This is a genomic window from Bradyrhizobium sp. HKCCYLRH3099 (assembly GCF_051167855.1).
Classification (GTDB): Bacteria; Pseudomonadota; Alphaproteobacteria; order Rhizobiales; family Xanthobacteraceae; genus Bradyrhizobium.
Map to the genome: position 1 here is coordinate 39108 of NZ_JBNPTW010000002.1, position 18655 is coordinate 57762.

General features: G+C 66.1%; 16 protein-coding genes. 9 read left to right on the forward strand and 7 right to left on the reverse strand.

Annotated elements, in window-relative coordinates; genetic code table 11:
* Window positions 1–340 precede the first annotated feature (340 nt).
* On the reverse strand, window positions 341–1933 hold the full coding sequence (locus ACQR1Y_RS05445; RefSeq protein ID WP_434879532.1) for an ATP-binding protein: 1593 nt from the start codon (window positions 1931–1933) through the stop codon (window positions 341–343).
* A gap of 243 nt (window positions 1934–2176) precedes the next feature.
* Here ACQR1Y_RS05445 and ACQR1Y_RS05450 point away from each other — a divergent pair, with 243 nt between their 5' ends.
* Window positions 2177–4306 carry a phosphocholine-specific phospholipase C gene (locus tag ACQR1Y_RS05450; protein ID WP_434879531.1) on the forward strand — a complete coding sequence of 710 codons (2130 nt, stop codon included), beginning with the start codon at window positions 2177–2179 and terminating at the stop codon, window positions 4304–4306.
* Window positions 4307–4354: 48 nt separating this feature from the next.
* On the opposite strand, the gene ACQR1Y_RS05455 is transcribed toward ACQR1Y_RS05450, so the two are convergent.
* Window positions 4355–5866 (reverse strand): helicase HerA domain-containing protein, encoded by a 1512-nt coding sequence (locus ACQR1Y_RS05455; RefSeq protein ID WP_434879530.1) that lies wholly within the window; start codon window positions 5864–5866, stop codon window positions 4355–4357.
* A 228-nt stretch (window positions 5867–6094) separates the two neighbouring features.
* Here ACQR1Y_RS05455 and ACQR1Y_RS05460 point away from each other — a divergent pair, with 228 nt between their 5' ends.
* A complete protein-coding gene (locus ACQR1Y_RS05460; protein WP_434879529.1) occupies window positions 6095–7573 on the forward strand; it encodes a sensor histidine kinase in 1479 nt (492 codons plus the stop codon).
* The gene (locus tag ACQR1Y_RS05465) at window positions 7566–7949 is read left to right on the forward strand and encodes a response regulator (protein ID WP_434862349.1); all 384 of its coding nucleotides are present in this window, start codon (window positions 7566–7568) and stop codon (window positions 7947–7949) included. The genes ACQR1Y_RS05460 and ACQR1Y_RS05465 overlap by 8 nt, the downstream gene beginning before the upstream one ends.
* 41 nt (window positions 7950–7990) lie before the next feature.
* Here the strand turns inward: ACQR1Y_RS05465 and ACQR1Y_RS05470 are convergent, their stop codons facing one another.
* Together ACQR1Y_RS05470 and ACQR1Y_RS05475 are read right to left on the reverse strand one after the other, a co-directional pair.
* Complete coding sequence (locus ACQR1Y_RS05470) at window positions 7991–8833, reverse strand: AAA family ATPase (protein ID WP_008964954.1); 843 nt, start codon at window positions 8831–8833, stop codon at window positions 7991–7993.
* A gap of 89 nt (window positions 8834–8922) precedes the next feature.
* Window positions 8923–9168 carry a GlsB/YeaQ/YmgE family stress response membrane protein gene (locus ACQR1Y_RS05475; protein WP_434862350.1) on the reverse strand — a complete coding sequence of 82 codons (246 nt, stop codon included), beginning with the start codon at window positions 9166–9168 and terminating at the stop codon, window positions 8923–8925.
* A gap of 132 nt (window positions 9169–9300) precedes the next feature.
* Here ACQR1Y_RS05475 and ACQR1Y_RS05480 point away from each other — a divergent pair, with 132 nt between their 5' ends.
* The 3 genes from ACQR1Y_RS05480 to sseA all read left to right on the forward strand — a co-directional run bounded on the left by ACQR1Y_RS05480 (window position 9301) and on the right by sseA (window position 12016).
* Window positions 9301–10476: a vWA domain-containing protein gene (locus tag ACQR1Y_RS05480; RefSeq protein ID WP_434862351.1), complete on the forward strand. Its 1176-nt coding sequence runs from the start codon at window positions 9301–9303 to the stop codon at window positions 10474–10476.
* Between the two features lie 159 nt (window positions 10477–10635).
* Window positions 10636–11049, forward strand: a complete 414-nt coding sequence (locus tag ACQR1Y_RS05485; protein ID WP_434862352.1) for a rhodanese-like domain-containing protein — start codon at window positions 10636–10638, stop codon at window positions 11047–11049.
* Window positions 11050–11158: 109 nt separating this feature from the next.
* Window positions 11159–12016: a 3-mercaptopyruvate sulfurtransferase gene (gene sseA, locus ACQR1Y_RS05490; RefSeq protein WP_434879528.1), complete on the forward strand. Its 858-nt coding sequence runs from the start codon at window positions 11159–11161 to the stop codon at window positions 12014–12016.
* Window positions 12017–12029: 13 nt separating this feature from the next.
* Here sseA and ACQR1Y_RS05495 read toward each other — a convergent pair whose 3' ends face one another.
* Complete coding sequence (locus ACQR1Y_RS05495) at window positions 12030–13040, reverse strand: hypothetical protein (protein ID WP_434879527.1); 1011 nt, start codon at window positions 13038–13040, stop codon at window positions 12030–12032.
* 365 nt (window positions 13041–13405) lie between these two features.
* Here ACQR1Y_RS05495 and ACQR1Y_RS05500 point away from each other — a divergent pair, with 365 nt between their 5' ends.
* Window positions 13406–14614, forward strand: coding sequence for a L,D-transpeptidase family protein (locus ACQR1Y_RS05500; protein WP_434862355.1), 1209 nt, complete (start codon window positions 13406–13408; stop codon window positions 14612–14614).
* A 64-nt stretch (window positions 14615–14678) separates the two neighbouring features.
* On the opposite strand, the gene ACQR1Y_RS05505 is transcribed toward ACQR1Y_RS05500, so the two are convergent.
* Together ACQR1Y_RS05505 and ACQR1Y_RS05510 are read right to left on the reverse strand one after the other, a co-directional pair.
* On the reverse strand, window positions 14679–15641 hold the full coding sequence (locus ACQR1Y_RS05505) for a D-2-hydroxyacid dehydrogenase family protein (protein WP_434879526.1): 963 nt from the start codon (window positions 15639–15641) through the stop codon (window positions 14679–14681).
* A 109-nt stretch (window positions 15642–15750) separates the two neighbouring features.
* Window positions 15751–15969 carry a hypothetical protein gene (locus tag ACQR1Y_RS05510; protein ID WP_434862357.1) on the reverse strand — a complete coding sequence of 73 codons (219 nt, stop codon included), beginning with the start codon at window positions 15967–15969 and terminating at the stop codon, window positions 15751–15753.
* A 303-nt stretch (window positions 15970–16272) separates the two neighbouring features.
* On the opposite strand from ACQR1Y_RS05510, the gene ettA reads away from it, so the two are divergent.
* Window positions 16273–17922, forward strand: coding sequence for an energy-dependent translational throttle protein EttA (gene ettA / locus ACQR1Y_RS05515; protein WP_434879525.1), 1650 nt, complete (start codon window positions 16273–16275; stop codon window positions 17920–17922).
* Between the two features lie 141 nt (window positions 17923–18063).
* Complete coding sequence (locus ACQR1Y_RS05520; RefSeq protein WP_434862359.1) at window positions 18064–18645, forward strand: TIGR00645 family protein; 582 nt, start codon at window positions 18064–18066, stop codon at window positions 18643–18645.
* The last annotated feature ends 10 nt before the right edge of the window (window positions 18646–18655 follow it).

Sequence of the window (18655 nt, forward strand, 5' to 3'; positions counted from 1 at the left end):
ACTGCAATCCCGCGTCTTATGAGTTGGCGAGGTCCCCAACCAAGTCCACCACTGTCGTCCCGGACAAGCGCGCTCCCGACACGCGCAAGCATTGTTCGGCAAGCGCGCGCCGATCCGGGACCCATAACCCCAGGGAGCTGTTCGAGGCACGATGGCCGCTCCATCCCGCCCAGCCACACCTGCTACGGCGTATGGATCCCGGGTCGGCGTCCGCCCCCGCTTCGCAGGGCCGGACTTGCCCGGGATGACGCTGAGGGTGTGGCCGGCCTATGCGTCCCAAAACCGCACGGGAGCGGGGCGCGTCGTGACGAGGAGACGCGCGGCTCCATCACGGTCGCCCTCACGCCTCCAGCGCGGTCCTGATCATGCGGGCGAGATCGGCGCTGAGATATGGCTTGGCGAGCAGCAGCACATCGGCGTCGAGCCGGCCATGATGCACGATGGCATTCTCGGTGTAGCCCGACGTGTACAGCACCTTCAGCCCGGGCCGCCGCTTCTCGGCTTCGATCGCGAGCTGGCGGCCGTTCTTGCCGCCGGGGATGATGACGTCGGTGAACAACAGGTCGACCCGCTCGTCGCTGTCGATGATCGCGAGCCCCTCGGCGGCGTTGCTCGCCGACAGCGTGCGATAGCCGAGCCGGCGCACCTGGGCGATGACGTAGTCGCGCACCAGCGCGTCGTCCTCGACGATCAGGATGGTCTCGTCGCCGCGCGGCACGGCTGGCCGCTCGACGTCGGCGGCCGGCAGCTCCGGCGCACTCGCCGCGCGCGGCAGATAGAGCTTCACCGTCGTGCCGTGGCCCTGCTCGCTGTAGATCTTGACGTGGCCGTTGGACTGCTTGACGAAGCCATAGACCATGCTGAGCCCGAGGCCCGAGCCCTTGCCGACGTCCTTGGTGGTGAAGAACGGCTCGAACACCTTGTCGAGCAGCGAGGCCGGAATGCCTTCGCCGGTGTCGCTGACCGCGATCATGATGTAGTGGCCGGGCCTCGCGTCGCGGTTCAGCCGCGCGTAGTGCTCGTCGAGCGTGACGTTCTTGGTCTCGAGCGTCAGCTTGCCGCCATCCGGCATCGCGTCGCGCGCATTGAGCGCGAGGTTGAGGATGGCGGTCGAGAGCTGGCTCGGGTCGATCAGCGCCGGCGCGCTGTCATGCGCGAGCATCGACTCGATCTCGATCTGCTCGCCCAGCGTCGGGCGCAGCAGGCGTGCCGCATCGACCACGAGCCCATTGATGTCGGTAGAGCGCGGCTGCAGCGGCTGGCGGCGCGAAAAGGCGAGGAGATGCCGGGTGAGGTCGGCGCCGCGCTCGGCGGCGGCGCTGATCATGTCGGCGATGCCGGCGAGCTGCGGCTTGTCCTTGACCGCATCGGCGAGGATCTCGATCGTCCCGGTGATCACGGTCAGGATGTTGTTGAAATCGTGCGCGACGCCGCCGGTGAGCTGGCCGATCGCCTCCATCTTCTGCGCCTGGCGCACCTGGGCCTCGTTGGCCTCGATCTCCTGGAAACGGCGTACCATCGCCTCGGCGGCCTGGCGCTGCCGGATTTCTTCCTCCAATCGTTCATAGGCCTTCTGCAGCACGATGCGAGTCGGCTGCACCAGGATTTTGCGCAGCATCCTGATCATGCTGACAATGACCACGACCGAGATCACGGCGAGCAGGGCGTAAAGAAGACTCTCGAATCGTGCGTCCGACACCCAGAGATCGAGAATCGCGAGCAGACGCGTGAGCCCGTAGAGCGCCACGAAGACGCCGAGCGCCGCCAGGGCGCCGCGGAACATGACCTCCTTCCAGCGCCGCAACAGATACAGGCCGATGACGATGGAGACCGTGAAGAAGGCGCAGGCGATGAGCGCGTTGGACACGACATACAGCCAGAACCATCCCGGCGCCTCCGGCAGGCCCGCCGCTTGCACCGTCAATGTCGGCATTTGCAAACCATCCTCAAAAAGGCAACGCGTCAATCCTGGCGCCACGCGGGCCGCCCGTTGTCTCAAACCGAAAGGATCATTCAGCTTTTCGTCCCTCGCGCAAGGGCATTGGCGGCTCGGCCGAACGCCATTCCCAACTCCGCTGTCAAGCCCGTGCCACACATCCTTAACCGCCCGGTCACGCGGCTGTTAACGCCGCCACCTAAGCCGCTCGACACCTTCGTCACTTCGGGAGTGAAAGAGATGTCGAACACGATCGCGCACAACCGGCGCGAGTTCCTGCGCCTGCTCGGGGCTTCGGCCGCCACCGCGGCGCTCAGCCAGAGCATCGAGCGCGCGCACGCCATTCCGGCGTTCAATCGTCACGGCAGCATCGAGGACGTCAAGCACATCGTCGTGCTGATGCAGGAGAACCGCGCGTTCGATCATTATTTCGGCGCAATGCGTGGCGTGCGCGGCTTCAACGATCCGCGCGCCGTGAAGCTGCCGAACGGCAATCCGGTCTGGCAGCAGCCGAATGGCACGGGATCGGTGATGCCGTTCCGCGTCGACAATGCCGGCCAGGTCTATGTCGAGGATGTCGCGCACGGCTGGAACGACGGCCAGAAGGCCTGGAACAACGGCAACTACGACAAGTGGATCGCCAACAAGGGCACCACGACGATGACCTGCATGAACCGGCAGGATCTGCCCTGGCACTACGCGCTCGCCGACGCCTTCACGATCTGCGACCAGTATTTCTGCTCGGTGATGGGACCGACCGATCCGAACCGGTATTATCTGTGGACCGGCTGGGACGGCAATGACGGCAAGAATGGCGGCCCGGTCATCACCAACGCCGAGGCCGGCTATGACTGGACCACGTTCCCGGAGCGGCTGGAGAAGGCCGGCATCTCCTGGAAGGTCTATCAGGACATCGGCACCGGGCTGAATGCCGCCGGCTTCTGGGGCTGGACGCAGAATCCGTGGATCGGCAATTACGGCGACAACTCGCTGCTGTATTTCCATCAGTACCAGAACTCGCAGCCGGGCAGCCCGCTGTATGAGAAGGCGCTGCGCGGCAGCAACATCGCCAAGGGCGGTACGTTCGAGAATCTGTTCGACGGCCTGCGCAACGACGTCCGCAACGGCACACTGCCGCAGGTGTCGTGGATCGCCGCGCCGGAGGCGTTCAGCGAGCATCCGAATTGGCTGCCGGGTCCGGGTGCCTGGTACATCTCCAAGGTGCTCGACATCCTGACGTCGAATCCGGAGCTGTGGAGCAAGACCGTGCTGCTCATCAACTACGATGAGGGCGGCGGTTTCTTCGACCACGTCGTCGGTCCCTATCCGGCGATGTCGCGGGCCTATGGACAATCCACCGTCGACGTCAGCACCGACCTGTTCGCCGGCGACGCCAATCACCTCGCGGGACCGTATGGTCTCGGCGTGCGCGTGCCGATGATGGTGGTGTCGCCGTGGTCGCGCGGCGGCTATGTCTGCTCTGAGGTCTTCGACCACACCTCGGTGATCCGCTTCATCGAGCAGCGCTTCCATCGCCATGCGAAGGATCTGTTCGAGACCAACATCCCGGCCTGGCGTCGCGCTGTCTGTGGCGATCTCACCTCGGCGTTCAACTTCACCTCGCCGAACGAAGGTCTGGCGCCGCTGCCGAGCACGGCGGGCTTCAAGCCGCCGGCCTCCGATATCACCTCGGGCGCGCGCTTCGACGACTATCACCCGGTGCCGCCGGCCAAGCAGGTGCTGCCGCAGCAGGAGCCCGGCATCCGTCCGGCGCGCGCGCTGCCGTATGACCTGCGCGTGGACGGCGATGCGGATGCCGCGCATAAGAAGTTCGGCATCCGCTTCGTAAATCCGGGGCAGGCGGGCGTCTGCTTCCACGTGCGTTCCGGCAACACCGCGACCGGTCCGTGGAGCTACACGGTCGAGGCCGGCAAGTCGCTGAACGGCGTGTGGGATCTTGCCGCCAGCGCCGGCCAGTATGACCTGTCGGTGTACGGCCCGAACGGCTTCTACCGGCACTTCAAGGGCGGCGTCGTCTCGACCGCGGCGCTGGTCGACGTCGACACCGTTCACATGTGCGACTGGGATGAGGGAGACGACGCCCGCAGCCTCGCGGTGGCGCTCACCAACAAAGGCGCGAGCTGCGTGGTCACGCTGACCGACAACTATTCGGGACGCAGCGAGCGGCATCGCCTGCAGCGCGGCCAGCGGCTGGAGACCAAGGTGCGGCTGCGCCAGACCCATGGCTGGTACGACCTGACGGTGACGGCGGACAGCGACGCCAATTTCAACTGGCAGCTCGCGGGCCATGTCGAGAACGGCCGGCCCAGCATCAGCGATCCGGCGATGGGCAAGATCGCCGCGAGCTGATCGCGGACAACAGCGACGCGATGCGCCCGGAGCGATCCGGGCGCATCGTCAGGACGAAGAGGTGACGAGCGATTGATCGGCGTCGTCGGCGTTGGGATCACCGGGCGCGGTGGCCCAGGCAAGTTCGACCAGGGTCACGATACGGCGGCCGGCGCCATCGAGCTGGCAGACGATCAGGCCCTGGTCCTCGATATAGGTGAGCAGCCGCTGCGCCCGGCGCAGCGAGTGCGAACCGTAGGCGCGCGCGATCGCGGCGTCGCTCGGGCAGGGGCGGCCGTCCTTGGCCGCGCGGGCGAGCATCATGAACACGCCCTGCATGTCCTCGGGCAGCAGCGAGGCGCGCAAGGTGACGTCTTGCCAGCCGGCATCGTCGGAGGCCGCGTCACCGCCGAGGCCGGCGCGCGCGCGGGTCAGCATGCGGCGGAATTCGTTGAGGTCGGGCACGGCCGTGCCCAGCCCCTCGATGCGGCAGCGGACGACGAACTCCTGGTAGAGCACGCCGACGGCGCGGAAGCCGGCGTCGGGCTCGGCCAGCACCGCCTGCAACACCCGCTCGACGCGGGCGCGGCGCTCGGCGAGCTCCTCCTCGCTGATCTCCGGCGGCGGCGGTTCTGGGCGGAATTCGAGTGCGGCGGACTTCGCCGCGATGAGCTGGTCGAGCAGCTCCGGCTGCGGCTTGCGCTGCGGCCGCGGGTTGGCCTCGGGCGGTGGGGCGGCGAGGATGACGGCGCGGGCGTCCTCGAGCGAGGCTTCCGGCAGCGGCATCAGCCGCGGCGTCGCATTGCGCGGCTTGGTGTCGGTCGGGCCGATGCGCAGGCCGAGCGGACGGCGCGACAAAGCGGGGCCGAGCGCCATGAACTGGCCGCGCTCGAGATCGCGGAAGGCTTCCGCCTGGCGGCGCTCCATGCCGAGCAAATCGGCGGCGCGCGCCATGTCGATGTCGAGGAAGGTACGGCCCATGAGGAAGTTCGAGGCCTCGGCCGCGACGTTCTTGGCCAGCTTCGCCAGCCGCTGCGTCGCGATCACCCCCGCCAGCCCGCGCTTGCGGCCGCGGCACATCAAATTGGTCATGGCGCCGAGCGAGGCCTTGCGCGCTTCGTCGGACACTTCGCCGGCGACGGCGGGCGCGAACAACTGGGCCTCGTCGACGACGACGAGCATCGGGTACCAATGGTCGCGCGAGATCTCGAACAGGCCGTTGAGAAACGCCGCCGCCCGCCGCATCTGGTTCTCGGCGTCGAGCCCTTCGAGGTTGAGTACGGTGGAGACGCGGTGGATCCGCGCCCGCTCGCCGGCGACTTGAAGGGCGCGCTCGGTGTGGTCCTCGGCCTCGATGACGAGGTGGCCGAATCGCTCCGCAAGCGTAACGAAATCGCCTTCGGGATCGATGATGGTCTGCTGCACCCAGGGCGCGCTCTGCTCCAGCAGCCGGCGCAGCAGATGCGACTTGCCGGAGCCGGAATTGCCCTGCACGAGCAGGCGGGTCGCCAGCAGTTCTTCGAGGTCCAGGGCCGCAGGCGATCCCGCCGTCGTCTGCCCCATCTCGATCGCAACCGTCATGTGCCCCGACTCAAACCCGCGTCCCGCAGAGGGTGGCGCTTAACAAGCCCGGACCGATGCGTCGAGCCTTCGTGCGGGCTTGTCCCAGATTCAGCATCGGCTGTGGATGATTTCTGCAGGGAACTCCGAGGCTGCGGCGGGTCGGTCGAAGCCGCGGTCGACAGGAAACGCCCGGCGCTTGGCGCATGCTCGGGTTTCACGATACGATGCCGAAAAATGGGGCAGCAAGTGAACGAGCATTCGGACGCCGTGCGCGCGGACACGCAGATGCTCGCGCCCCAGGCCGACGTCGTGCAGGGCGCCGATGCGATGGCGCGACTGCGCGCCAGCGAGGAGCGTTTCCGCGCCTTCGTGACCGCGAGCTTCGACGTCGTCTATTGCATGAGCCCGGACTGGAGCGAGATGCGCTTTCTCCGAGGCAAGGATTTCATTGCCGATACGATGACCCCGAGCCGGCGCTGGCTCGCGAAGTACATCCCGTCCGATCACCAGCCGCAGGTGCTGGACGCCGTCGGCAGGGCTATTGCGACGAAGAGCGTGTTCGAGCTGGAGCATCGTGTCATCAGGGTCGACGGAACGCTCGGCTGGGCGCATTCGCGTGCCGTGCCGATGATGAGTGGCGATGGCGTCGTCCTCGAATGGTTCGGCGCGGCCCGCGACATCACCGAAAAGAAGCTGGCCGAAGAGGAGTTGCGCAAGAGCGAGGAGCGGCTGCGCAGCGCGGTCGAGGTCGGGCGGCTCGGTCTGTGGGATTGGAACGTCAGGACCGGCGAGGTTTATTGGTCGGACGAGCATTTCCGCATGGAAGGCTACGGCGTCGGCGAAGTGCCTCCGAGCTACGAGGCCTGGACGGCGCGGCTTCATCCGGAGGATCGAGCGGCAACGGAAGCGGCGGTGCGGCGGGCGATGGAGCTGCGCGAGGACTATGCGCGCGAGTTTCGCGTCATTCATCCGAACGGGACGCTGCGCTGGCTGTATGGCCGCGGCCGCTTCTTCTACGACGAGGCCGGACGGGCGATCCGCATGACCGGCGCGATGATCGACGTCACCGAGCGGCGCGAGTGGGAGGAGCGGCAGACGGTGCTGGTGGCCGAGTTGCAGCATCGCACCCGCAACCTGCTCGGCGTCGTGCGTTCGATGGCCGACAAGACGGCGCGCGCCAGCACCGATCTCGCCGATTTCCGCACGCGCTTCCGTGACCGGCTGGACACGCTGTCGCGTGTCCAGGGCCTGCTGTCGCGCCTCAAGGAGCAGGACCGGGTCACGTTCGACGATCTGATCCGCAGCGAGCTGTCCGCGGTCGCCGGCACGTCCGAGCGCGTCACACTGGCCGGGCCGCCGGGTGTGCGATTGCGATCCTCCACGGTGCAGATGCTTGCGATGGCGCTGCATGAGCTCGCCACCAATGCCGTCAAATATGGCGCGCTGGCGCAGCCGTCCGGCCGGCTCGGAGTGGTTTGGTCGCTGGAGCGGAACGGCGCGGACAACAGGCCCTGGCTGCACATCGATTGGCGGGAGAGCGACGTCGACATGCCGCCCCCTGGCGTCGTCTCCGTCGGCACGGGACAGGGCCGCGAGCTGATCGAGCAGGCCTTGCCCTATCAGCTCAATGCCAGGACCTCGTTCGGGTTCACGCCCGACGGTGTCAGCTGCACGATTTCGCTTCCCGTGTCTTTCACCACGCCGGAGCTCGAGGACCATGCCTGAACGTCCGCTGCGTGACCGTCACATCCTCATCGTCGAGGACGAATACATGCTGGCCGACGAGCTCAGGCGCGAGCTCGGCGGTGCCGGCGCAACGGTTCTGGGACCGGTCGGAACCGTTGCGGAAGCGCTGGTGCTCGCGAACAGCCAGGCGAGGATCGATGGTGCCGTGCTCGACGTGAATCTGCGTGGCGAGATGGCGTTTCCGGTCGCGGACTTGCTGGTTGAGCGCGGCGTGCCCTTCGTGTTCACGACGGGCTACGATGAATCGATCATCCCCGACCGGTTCGCGGAGATTCTCCGCTACGAGAAGCCGATTGCAGTCGAGGGGCTCATCGGTGCGCTCGGACGCATGGCCGAAACCGGGGCGCGACAATGACGCGCCCGCGGCACGGACCTGCCGGGCGGGAGGCGGAGGCCCTACACCTCGCGCCGGCTGAGGAAGGCGAGCCGCTCGAACAGATGCACGTCCTGCTCGTTCTTGAGGAGGGCGCCGTGCAGCGGAGGGATCAGCTTGCGCGGATCGCGCTCACGAAGCTGCTCGGGGCCGATGTCCTCGTTGAGCAGCAGCTTGAGCCAGTCGAGCAGCTCCGAGGTCGACGGCTTCTTCTTCAGGCCGGGCACGTCGCGCACCTCGAAGAAGATGCGCAACGCTTCCTCGACCAGACGCTTCTTGATGTTCGGGAAGTGCACGTCGACGATGCGGCCCATCGTGTCTGCGTCGGGGAACTTGATGTAGTGGAAGAAGCAGCGGCGCAGGAATGCGTCGGGCAATTCCTTTTCGTTGTTCGAGGTGATGATGACGATCGGGCGCAACTTGGCCTTGATGGTCTCGTTGGTCTCGTAGACGTGGAACTCCATCCGGTCGAGCTCGAGCAGGAGATCGTTCGGAAACTCGATGTCGGCCTTGTCGATCTCGTCGATCAGCAGTACCGGGCGCTGCTCGGCGGTGAACGCCTCCCACAGCTTGCCGCGCTTGATGTAGTTCTTGATGTCGGACACGCGGCTATCGCCGAGCTGGCTGTCGCGCAGCCGCGACACCGCGTCGTATTCGTAGAGGCCCTGCTGCGCCTTGGTGGTCGACTTGATGTGCCAGGTGAGCAGCGGCGCGTTGACGGCCTTGGCGACTTCCTCGGCCAGCACGGTCTTGCCGGTCCCCGGCTCGCCCTTCACCAGCAGCGGGCGCTCGAGCACGATCGCCGCGTTGACGGCCACTTTGAGGTCGTCGGTGGCGACGTAGTCCTGGGTCCCGGTAAATTTCATCGCGCCTCGCTTGTCGGTCGAACTTGTGTTGAGTGGCTACGCCGCGGCAGCGGCTTTGAGATGATGGCTGCCATCGGAAGGAGAAATAATCAAGCGCGCCTGATCAGCGAGAGGATCACGAGCACGATGACGGCGCCGATGGTGGCGTCCAAAATCGCACCCAAGGTGCCGCTGGCGAGCGCGATGTGCAGCGCCGGCAGCACGTAGCTCGCGACCAGGGCGCCGATGATGCCGATCACCATATTGCCGATCAGGCCGAAACCGGCGCCGCGAACGATCAATCCGGCCAGCCAGCCCGCGATGGCACCGATGATCAGCGCTGCAATGATACCCATGAAAACCCCCATTCCATCCGTGGTTCCTGGGATTGTAGAGCAAAAAGCCGCCCGGTCCAGACTGGCCGCAGCGGCAGCCCTCGACGCGCCCTGGCCCTTGACGTGCCCTCCGGGCCGCGCGATCTAATGGGCATGTTCCTGCAATTCTTCACAGCACTGCGCGACGCGCAGGTCCCGGTCTCCTTGCGTGAATATCTCACGCTGATGGAGGCCATCGACGCCGATCTCGCCGAGCATTCGGTCGAGAACTTCTACTATCTGTCGCGCACCGCGCTGGTGAAGGACGAACGCAATCTCGACAAGTTCGATCGCGTCTTCGGCACCGTGTTCAAGGGATTGGAAAATCTCCTCGATGCGATGGAGAAGGCCGAAATCCCCGAGGAGTGGCTGCGCAAGCTGGCCGAGAAGTATCTCACCGAGGAAGAGAAGAAAGAGATAGAGGCCATGGGCTGGGACAAGCTCATGGAGACCTTGAAGAAGCGGCTGGAAGAGCAGAAGGGCCGTCACCAGGGCGGCAACAAGTGGATCGGCACGGCCGGCACCTCGCCGTTCGGCGCCTATGGCTACAACCCCGAAGGCGTCCGGATCGGCCAGGACAAGAACCGCAACAACCGCGCCGTGAAGGTGTGGGACCGCCGCGAGTTCAAGGATCTCGACGGCAATGTCGAGCTCGGCATCCGCAACATCAAGGTCGCGCTGCGCCGCCTGCGCAAGTTCGCCCGCACCGGCGCGCCGGACGAGCTCGATCTCGACACCACCATCCGCGAGACGGCCAATCACGGCTATCTCGACGTGCACATGCGTCCCGAGCGGCGGAATGCGGTGAAGGTGCTGGTGTTCTTCGACATCGGCGGCTCGATGGATTCGCACGTCGCCCAGGTCGAGGAATTGTTCTCGGCGGCGAAGAGCGAATTCAAGCACATGGAATATTTCTACTTCCACAACTGCCTCTATGAGGGCGTGTGGAAGCAGAACAAGCGGCGTTTCACCGACCGCACGCCGACCTGGGACGTGCTGCACAAATATCCGCACGACTACAAGGTGGTGTTCGTCGGCGACGCGTCGATGAGCCCTTATGAGATCATGGTGCCCGGCGGCTCGGTCGAGCATGTCAACGAGGAGCCGGGCTCGGTCTGGCTCGATCGCGTCATCCGCACCTATCCGCATACGGTGTGGCTCAATCCGGTGGCGCAGAAGCATTGGGATTACTCGGAGTCGACCACCATCATCCGCCGCATCTTTTCCGAGCGCATGTATCCGATCACGATCGAGGGGCTGGAGTCGGCGATGAAGGAGCTGGTGCGCTAGAACGGCCCCGTCATTCCGGGACGGTCGCACCAGCGATCGAACCCGGAATCTCGAGGTTTGTTCGATAAGCTCTGGATTCCGGGTTCGGTCCTGCGGGCCGCCCCGGAATGACGCCGAGAAATACGACGCTCTGCAATAGCGGGGCAGGGAGGTTCGAGAATGCCCCAGACCATCACCCGCGGCATCAAGACGCTGCTCGACGAAGCCAATGCCGAGATCGAGACGCTCTCCGCGGCTGAGGCGATGGAGGCGGCCAAGCGCGACGACGTCGTGATCGTCGACATCCGCGATCCCCGCGAGATCGAGCGCGAGGGCAGGATTCCCGGCGCATTCTCCTGCACGCGCGGCATGCTGGAGTTCTGGATCGATCCGCAGAGCCCCTACGCCAAGCCGATCTTCCAAGAGGACAAGACGTTCATCTTCCATTGCGCCGGCGGCCTGCGCTCGGCACTGGCCGCCAAGACCGCAAAGGATATGGGGCTCAAGCCCGTGGCCCACATCGGCGGCGGCTTTGCCGCCTGGCGCGAGGCGGGCGGGCCGGTCGAGGCCTGGGCGCCGAAGAAAAAGGATTGAAACCTGCTCGTCACACGCGGGCTTGACCCGCGTGTCCATCGCTTGAAGAAGATGGATCGCCGGATCAAGTCCGGCGATGACGATTTGAAAGTGATGCTGGAGCCAGGCCATGACCGCCCCCAATGACCCGCTCGTCTCCACCGACTGGCTTGCGGCCCGTCTCGGCGATCCCAAGGTCAAGGTGCTCGACGCGACCTTCAAGATGCCGGGCGTGCTGCCTTTGCCGAAGGACGATTATCTGAAGGCGCACATCCCCGGCGCCGTGTTCTTCGACGTCGACGAGGTCTCCGACCATTCCAATCCGCTGCCGCACATGTATCCGAGCGCGGAGCAGTTCGGCCGGGACGCCGCGCGGCTCGGTGTCAGCAACGGCGATACGGTCGTGGTCTACGATGCCGGCGGCTGGGTCGCCGCCCCGCGCGCCTGGTGGATGTTCCTGTCGTTCGGCCACGCGGATGTGCGCGTTCTCGATGGCGGATTGAAGAAGTGGGTTGCCGAGGGGCGCCCCGTGGATGGCGGACAGGTCACGCCGGCCGCGGGCAGCTATCGCGCGACCTTTGACGCCGCGCGCGTGCGCCGGATCGAGCAGATGGTTGCCAACCTCGCAGGCCATGCCGAACAGGTGATCGATGCACGCCAGGCGCCGCGCTTTGCCGGCGAGGTCGCCGAGCCGAGGCCCGGCCTGCGCTCGGGTCACATTCCGGGCAGCCGCAATCTGCCGTATGCGGAACTGTTCGACGCCGCCACCGGCGTGATGAAGCCGCTCGAGGACCTGCGCAGAGCGTTCAGCGCCGCGGGCGTCGACCTGGCGAGGCCGATCGTCACCTCCTGCGGCTCTGGCGTCTCCGCGGCGGTGTTGACATTGGCGCTCTACCGGCTCGGCATTCGCGACACCGCGCTCTATGACGGCTCCTGGTCGGAATGGGGCGTCGAGAACGGGCCGCCCGTCGCGACCGGACCGGCCTGACCGGCGCCGGCTCCTATCGGGAGCGCGGCGCGGCCGCCTGGGTCATGCCCTGGGCCTGACCGAAGGGCTGCTGCTCGAACGGGTTGGGGAAGGCCTGGGGTTGCTGCTGCTGGGCTGCAGCCTGGCGGGCGGCCCGGACGCGCTGGGCATAGCGGCGCTGCTTGGCACGCTTGGCGGCCAGTTGCTTCTCGCGGGCCTGCCGCTTCTTCAGGACGCTCCGCCGCAACTGAACGCTGGCGATTTTGACCGAAGCGCGATGCTCGCCGGCCGCGGGTCGCTCCTGGTGGATGGGCTGCTCGCCGAGTGCCGCCAGCTTGGCTGCGATCGGGTCGAGCGCCACCGGTGCCGGGGCAGGCGCCGGCAGAGCCGGAGTCGCGATGGCGGTATCTGCGCTCGCGACGACTTGCAGCCCGGACGCAGGCGCGGTTGGGGTGGCCGAAGGCTCGCTGGTGGAGGACGCTACGACCGGTGCTGGATTCGAAGCGGCCGCTTCCGGAGCCATGTCCATCTTGGGCTTGTCGGTCGCCTTCTCGACGACGACCGTGCTCGCCATATCGGCGCTGCCAATTTCAGGTTTCACGCTGCCGGTGCCATCGCTCAGCGCCGCGACGGTCTGGCTCGGGATCACGACACGGCTCGTGTCGACCAGGTCAGCCGGCAGAGAGGGGGTCGGCAAGGCCGGCGGCTCGACGGCGGCCGCTGTCTCGATCTTCTCCGTCACCGGAGCATCGGATGCCGCGGCGCTCAGCGGCTCGGCTGCGGCCTGCGGCGCGTCGATGGGGCTCGCGGCTGAAGCGAGCGGGGCTGCGGGGCTGGGCTCGACCCGTAGCACGGCGAGAACCGGCGGTGGCTCCGCCGGTGGCAGGAAGGTGGTGAAGCCGGATGCCTGGGTCGAGCGCCAGGACGAGTTGCTGGCAAACTGTTCATGAGCGGCGCGCAACAGAGCTGCAGCACCCATGCCGAAAACGGTGAGAGAGATCGAACAGAGGATCGCGGCGACGAGGAAACGAAAGCCGGGAAGCATCGACGGAAAACTCTCCGTCACGGCAGCAGGACTGCCGAGACCTTCGAGCCAGTAGGGAACGCGGTGATCACAGGGAATGGCCGCGTTCGCGACGGTGCCGGCTTCTGCCGTGCATCGCGAATCAGGCTGAAGTCAGAATACCGAAAGCGTTCCCGCTCGCTCGTCAAATCGCGGCATCGATGCGGCCATCCGGAGCTTGGCTGCACTTTTTCGGCGGCGTGAGACTTCCGTGCAACGACGGTGGTGTGATCACAATTTGCCGAAATGGCACCGCGTCGGCCGGAATTGTCTTGAATGCGCCGCTATCTTCGGCCATCTGGCGGAGCAAAGGTCCCAATCGGCGGCTTGGGGATACTGCAAGGGCGATGATGATCAGACACATTCTGACGGTTTGCGCGGTCGCAGCGGCGGGCGCGGCGGCGACTTCGTTCGCCGAGGCACAGCAGGTCTATCAGACTGCACCGGGAGCTTACTCGCCCGCGCCGACTCCTTACCCAACCGACGCGCGCGGACATAACCCGGATTTCGATGCGCTGGACGACGAGGACGCGCCCGGCAACTCCGCCGCGCTGCCGCCGCCCGGACCGGTGATCTCGCCGGACGATCCGCGCTATGGACGGCCTGCCAGCGGACCCGTGTATGGGACCGCCGCTCCAACCGGCCCTGTTCTCTCACCGGATGACCCCCGCTACGGGCGTCCGGCCAATGCTCCGGTTTATAGCGCGGCGCCGACCGGCCCGGTGATGTCTCCGGATGATCCGCGTTACGGTCGACCAGCAGGGCCTCCCCCGGTGATCTACGGGGATCGCCCGGCCTCATCGCAGCAGGCCTATGGCGGCGATGCCGGCGCACTGCGTCCTCCGGGCGCGGTCGGCGGCGCCTCGTCCGTTCCGGGAACGGCCCAGGCTCCGGCCGGCGATCGGCCGATGACGGTGGCGGCTTTGCCGCCGGAAGAGCAGCCGGATGCAGCGCCCGCGCCGCTGCCGGCCAACCTGCGTCGCCAGGAAGTCGACTTCGTCACCAAGGAGCCGCCGGGCACGATCGTCGTCGACACCCCGAACACCTATCTCTACCTGGTGCTCGGCAACGGCCGGGCGATGCGCTACGGCGTCCGCGTCGGCCGTGAAGGTTTCACCTGGACCGGCGTGCAGAAGATCACCAAGAAGACCGAGTGGCCGGATTGGTATCCGCCGAGCGAGATGATCGAGCGCCAGCCCTATCTGCCGCGCTTCATGGCCGGTGGTCCGGGCAACCCGCTGGGCGCCCGCGCGATGTATCTGGGCTCGACCGTGTATCGCATCCACGGCACCAACCAGCCCTCGACGATCGGCAAGTTCGTGTCCTCCGGCTGCATCGGCATGCTGAACGAGGACGTCTCGGACCTGTTCGAGCGCGTCAAGGTCGGCACCCGCGTCGTGGTCATGCCGGGCGGCGCGCCGGCGGGATCGAACAAGAACATGGCGGCAGCAGCCAACGGCGCGCCTGCGCCGGCCCCCGTCCAGGCCCAGGCCAATGTCCCGGCCGCCCAGCCGGCGACGATGCAGCCGCTGCCTCCGCCGGTGACCATCCGCTGAGCAGCGGCGATCGATGGCTTCGAAACACCCTCCTCGCGGAGGGTGTTTTCGTTTCGGAAGGGGGTCAGGCGAGCCGGCGTGGCGGCTCGGCCCCACCGAGCCAAGTGGCGATGCACTCGACCATCTGGCCGTAATGGGCGCGGAAGCTTTCCTCCGTGACGTAGCCGAGATGCGGCGTCAGCACGACGTTGTCGAGCCTGCGCAGGGGATGCGTGACCGGCAGCGGCTCGACTGTGAACACGTCGAGCGCGGCACCCGCGATGCGCTTCTCGCGGAGGGCGCGCAGCAGCGCGGGCTCATCAATGATGGGAGCCCGGGAGGTGTTGACCAGATAGGCGGATGGCTTCATCCGCCCGATGTCGGCGTCGCCGACCAGCCCGCGTGAGCGCTCGCTCAGCACGACGTGGATGGTGATGATGTCGGCCGTCGCGAACAACTCCTCCTTGCTCGCGTAGCCGACGCCGGCGTCCTGACAGCGCTCCGGCGTGAGATTGGGGCTCCAGGCGATGACCTTCATGCCGAACGCCTGAGCGAGCCCGGCAACCTTGCCGCCGAGCTTGCCGAGCCCGATCACGCCGAGCGTCTTGCCCTCGATCTCGACCCCGCCCAGCGACTGCCAGGGCTGGCCGGCATGCATCCGCGCATTCTCCTGGCCGATCCGGCGGGTCAGTTCCAGGATCAGGCCCATGGTGAGAGGAGCGGTCGGGTCGCGGCCATATTGGGTGCCGCAGATCACGACGCCGCGCGCCTTGGCGGCCTCCATGTCGATCGCGGCATTGCGCATGCCCGACGTGATCAGGAGCTTCAGCTTGGGGAGCCGGTCGATCAGCGTGCGCGGGAATGGCGTCCGTTCGCGCATCGCGCAGATGACGTCGAATTCGGCCAGCGCGCTGGCCGCCGTATCCTCGCTGTCGAAGGGATGGGTGAAGGCCGTGACATCGACCTTGTCGGCCAGCCGGGGCCAGTCCGCCAGCGACAGAGCCGTATCGTAATAGTCGTCGAGAATTGCACAGCGCAGCCGCGTCATCGGTCCGGATCCATTCGGGCAGGGAACGGCGACGTGAGACCGTCGCCAGCGAATGGATGGCATCGTTGCGCGCAAAGCGCGGGCGGCGCAAGCCGCGCGCCGGTCAAGATCAGTCGAGATCAGCCTTGAGGCGGAACGCTGCGTCGCTGCCGTATTTCGCGCGCCAGGCGGGGCCCGGACCGCGCATGTAGTGCAGTTCCGGCCGATACGGATTGAAGGCCCGGGCGACGAATTCGCGCCAGAAAGCCCTGACGTCGGCGAGGAGACCGGATCGGCTCTGGCGTTCTGCCACCGCGGCGGACAGTGAAACTGACGTAAGGGTTGCCATGACGGGCTCTCGCTGTTGTCGGTCGCGGCTTGTGCCGCTTGGGCGCGCGGTTCTTGCGGGCCGAGACCGAGTGTCCCGCCGAATTAATTAAAAGATGGTTGCAATTGTCGTGATCGACCGCACACATGGTGAGGAAACCGTAGTCGTCCGTGAGCGCTGGGTCTGCGCCGGGCGGATACGACCCGGGATTGTCCCGGCAATTGTTCCGCTTGAAGTGGGCTCTCCGGTTGCCCTTTGGTGACCGCACGGCTACATCAGCGGCAACCATTTTCCGAAATTTCAGCCGGTTTTGAGGGACACGCGATGGCGCGCCAGTTCGTCTACTTCATGCAGGGTCTGTCCAAGACCTACCCGACCCGCAAGGTGCTCGATAACATCCACCTGTCGTTCTATCCCGACGCCAAGATCGGCGTGCTCGGCGTCAACGGCTCGGGCAAGTCGACCCTGCTCAAGATCATGGCAGGGATCGACAAGGACTACACCGGCGAGGCCTGGGTCGCGGACGGCGCGCGTGTCGGCTATCTGGAGCAGGAGCCGCAGCTCGATCCCAAGCTCACGGTGCGCGAGAACGTCATGCTCGGCGTCGGCAAGCAGAAGGCCATCCTCGATCGCTACAATGAGCTGGCGATGAACTACTCCGAGGAAACCGCCGATGAGATGACCAAGCTGCAGGACGAGATCGAGGCCCAGGGCCTGTGGGATCTCGACAGCAAGGTCGACCAGGCGATGGACGCGTTGCGGTGCCCGCCCGACGACGCCGATGTGAGCAAGCTGTCCGGCGGTGAGCGCCGCCGCGTCGCGTTGTGCCGCCTGCTGCTCGACCAGCCCGACCTGCTGCTGCTGGACGAGCCGACCAACCATCTCGACGCCGAATCGGTGTCCTGGCTCGAGGGCCATTTGCGCAACTATCCCGGCGCGATCCTGATCGTCACCCACGACCGCTACTTCCTGGACAACGTCACCAGCTGGATCCTCGAGCTCGATCGCGGCCGCGGCATTCCCTACGAGGGCAACTACTCGTCATGGCTGCAGCAGAAGCAGAAGCGGCTGGAGCAGGAGGGCCGCGAGGAGGCCGCGCACCAGCGCACGCTGGCGCGCGAGCAGGAGTGGATCGCGGCCTCGCCGAAGGCGCGCCAGGCCAAGTCGAAGGCGCGCTATCAGCGCTATGAGGAGCTGCTCAAGAAGGCCAGCGAGAAGCAGACCCAGACCGCGCAGATCATCATTCCCGTCGCCGAGCGGCTCGGCCAGAACGTCGTCGACTTCGAAGGTCTCTCGAAGAGCTTCGGCGATCGCGTGCTGATCGACAATCTTACCTTCAAGCTGCCGCCGGGCGGCATCGTCGGCGTGATCGGCCCGAACGGCGCCGGCAAGACCACGCTGTTCCGCATGATCACCGGCCAGGAGAAGCCCGACGCGGGCACCATCACCGTCGGCGAGACCGTGCATCTCGGCTATGTCGACCAGTCGCGCGATGCGCTCGACGGCAACAAGACCGTGTGGGAGGAGATCTCCGGCGGCAACGAGCTGATCCTGCTCGGCAAGAAGGAAGTGAACTCGCGCGGCTATTGCTCGTCGTTCAACTTCAAGGGCGCCGACCAGCAGAAGAAGGTCGGGGCGCTCTCCGGCGGTGAGCGCAACCGCGTGCATCTCGCCAAGATGTTGAAGTCCGGCGCCAACGTCCTGCTGCTCGACGAGCCGACCAACGATCTCGACGTCGATACGCTGCGGGCTCTGGAAGAGGCGCTGGAGGATTTCGCCGGCTGCGCCGTCATCATCAGCCACGATCGCTGGTTCCTCGACCGCATCGCGACCCACATGCTGGCCTTCGAGGGCGACAGCCATGTCGAATGGTTTGAGGGCAACTTCCAGGACTACGAGAAGGACAAGATGCGCCGGCTCGGCCAGGACAGCGTGATCCCGCATCGGGTCAAGTACAAGAAGCTGACCCGCTGATCTCCATGACGAGGCGCGACGCTGTCTTTGCTCCGGGACAAAGCGTCGCGCCCGCGTTGCGACCAGTTGTCGCTTCCGCGTGCTATGCGATGGCGTAGATAGACGTTCCGCCATCCATCCTAGCCTGCGAGATTCCCGATCATGTCTTCCCCTGACGCGTCCCTGTCCTCCAAGGGCGGCGCGCTGCGCCCGATTCCCATGCTGATCTTCGGCTCGCGCTGGCTGCAGCTGCCGCTCTATGTCGGCTTGATCATCGCGCAGGGCGTCTATGTCGTGCTGTTCCTCAAGGAGCTCTGGCATCTGTTCGCGCACGCCTTCGATTTCTCCGAGCAGCAGATCATGCTGGCGGTGCTCGGCCTGATCGACGTGGTCATGATCTCGAACCTTCTCGTGATGGTGATCGTCGGCGGCTACGAGACCTTCGTGTCGCGGCTGAACCTTCAGGGCCATCCCGACGAGCCGGAATGGCTCAGCCACGTCAATGCCAGCGTGCTGAAGATCAAGCTGGCGATGGCGATCATCGGCATCTCCTCGATCCATCTGCTGCGCACCTTCATCGAAGCCGGTGCGCTGTCGTCGGGCAAGTCGACCTACACCGAGACCGGCGTGATGTGGCAGACCATCATCCACACGGTGTTCATCCTGTCGGCGATCGGCATCGCCATGGTCGATAAGCTGTCGAATGCCGCGATCGAGGAGGCGAAGCAGGCGGCGGGGCATTGAGGAGGGGAGC

Coding starts and splice junctions, on each gene's coding strand:
- ACQR1Y_RS05450 (WP_434879531.1), top strand. CDS start 2,177: ATGTCGAACACGATCGCGCACAACCGGCGCGAGTTCCTGCGCCTGCTC.
- ACQR1Y_RS05475 (WP_434862350.1), bottom strand. CDS start 9,168: ATGGGTATCATTGCAGCGCTGATCATCGGTGCCATCGCGGGCTGGCTG.
- ACQR1Y_RS05480 (WP_434862351.1), top strand. CDS start 9,301: ATGTTCCTGCAATTCTTCACAGCACTGCGCGACGCGCAGGTCCCGGTC.
- ACQR1Y_RS05510 (WP_434862357.1), bottom strand. CDS start 15,969: ATGGCAACCCTTACGTCAGTTTCACTGTCCGCCGCGGTGGCAGAACGC.
- ACQR1Y_RS05500 (WP_434862355.1), top strand. CDS start 13,406: ATGATGATCAGACACATTCTGACGGTTTGCGCGGTCGCAGCGGCGGGC.
- ACQR1Y_RS05455 (WP_434879530.1), bottom strand. CDS start 5,866: ATGACGGTTGCGATCGAGATGGGGCAGACGACGGCGGGATCGCCTGCG.
- ACQR1Y_RS05465 (WP_434862349.1), top strand. CDS start 7,566: ATGCCTGAACGTCCGCTGCGTGACCGTCACATCCTCATCGTCGAGGAC.
- ACQR1Y_RS05495 (WP_434879527.1), bottom strand. CDS start 13,040: ATGCTTCCCGGCTTTCGTTTCCTCGTCGCCGCGATCCTCTGTTCGATC.
- sseA (WP_434879528.1), top strand. CDS start 11,159: ATGACCGCCCCCAATGACCCGCTCGTCTCCACCGACTGGCTTGCGGCC.
- ACQR1Y_RS05470 (WP_008964954.1), bottom strand. CDS start 8,833: ATGAAATTTACCGGGACCCAGGACTACGTCGCCACCGACGACCTCAAA.
- ettA (WP_434879525.1), top strand. CDS start 16,273: ATGGCGCGCCAGTTCGTCTACTTCATGCAGGGTCTGTCCAAGACCTAC.
- ACQR1Y_RS05520 (WP_434862359.1), top strand. CDS start 18,064: ATGTCTTCCCCTGACGCGTCCCTGTCCTCCAAGGGCGGCGCGCTGCGC.
- ACQR1Y_RS05445 (WP_434879532.1), bottom strand. CDS start 1,933: ATGCCGACATTGACGGTGCAAGCGGCGGGCCTGCCGGAGGCGCCGGGA.
- ACQR1Y_RS05485 (WP_434862352.1), top strand. CDS start 10,636: ATGCCCCAGACCATCACCCGCGGCATCAAGACGCTGCTCGACGAAGCC.
- ACQR1Y_RS05505 (WP_434879526.1), bottom strand. CDS start 15,641: ATGACGCGGCTGCGCTGTGCAATTCTCGACGACTATTACGATACGGCT.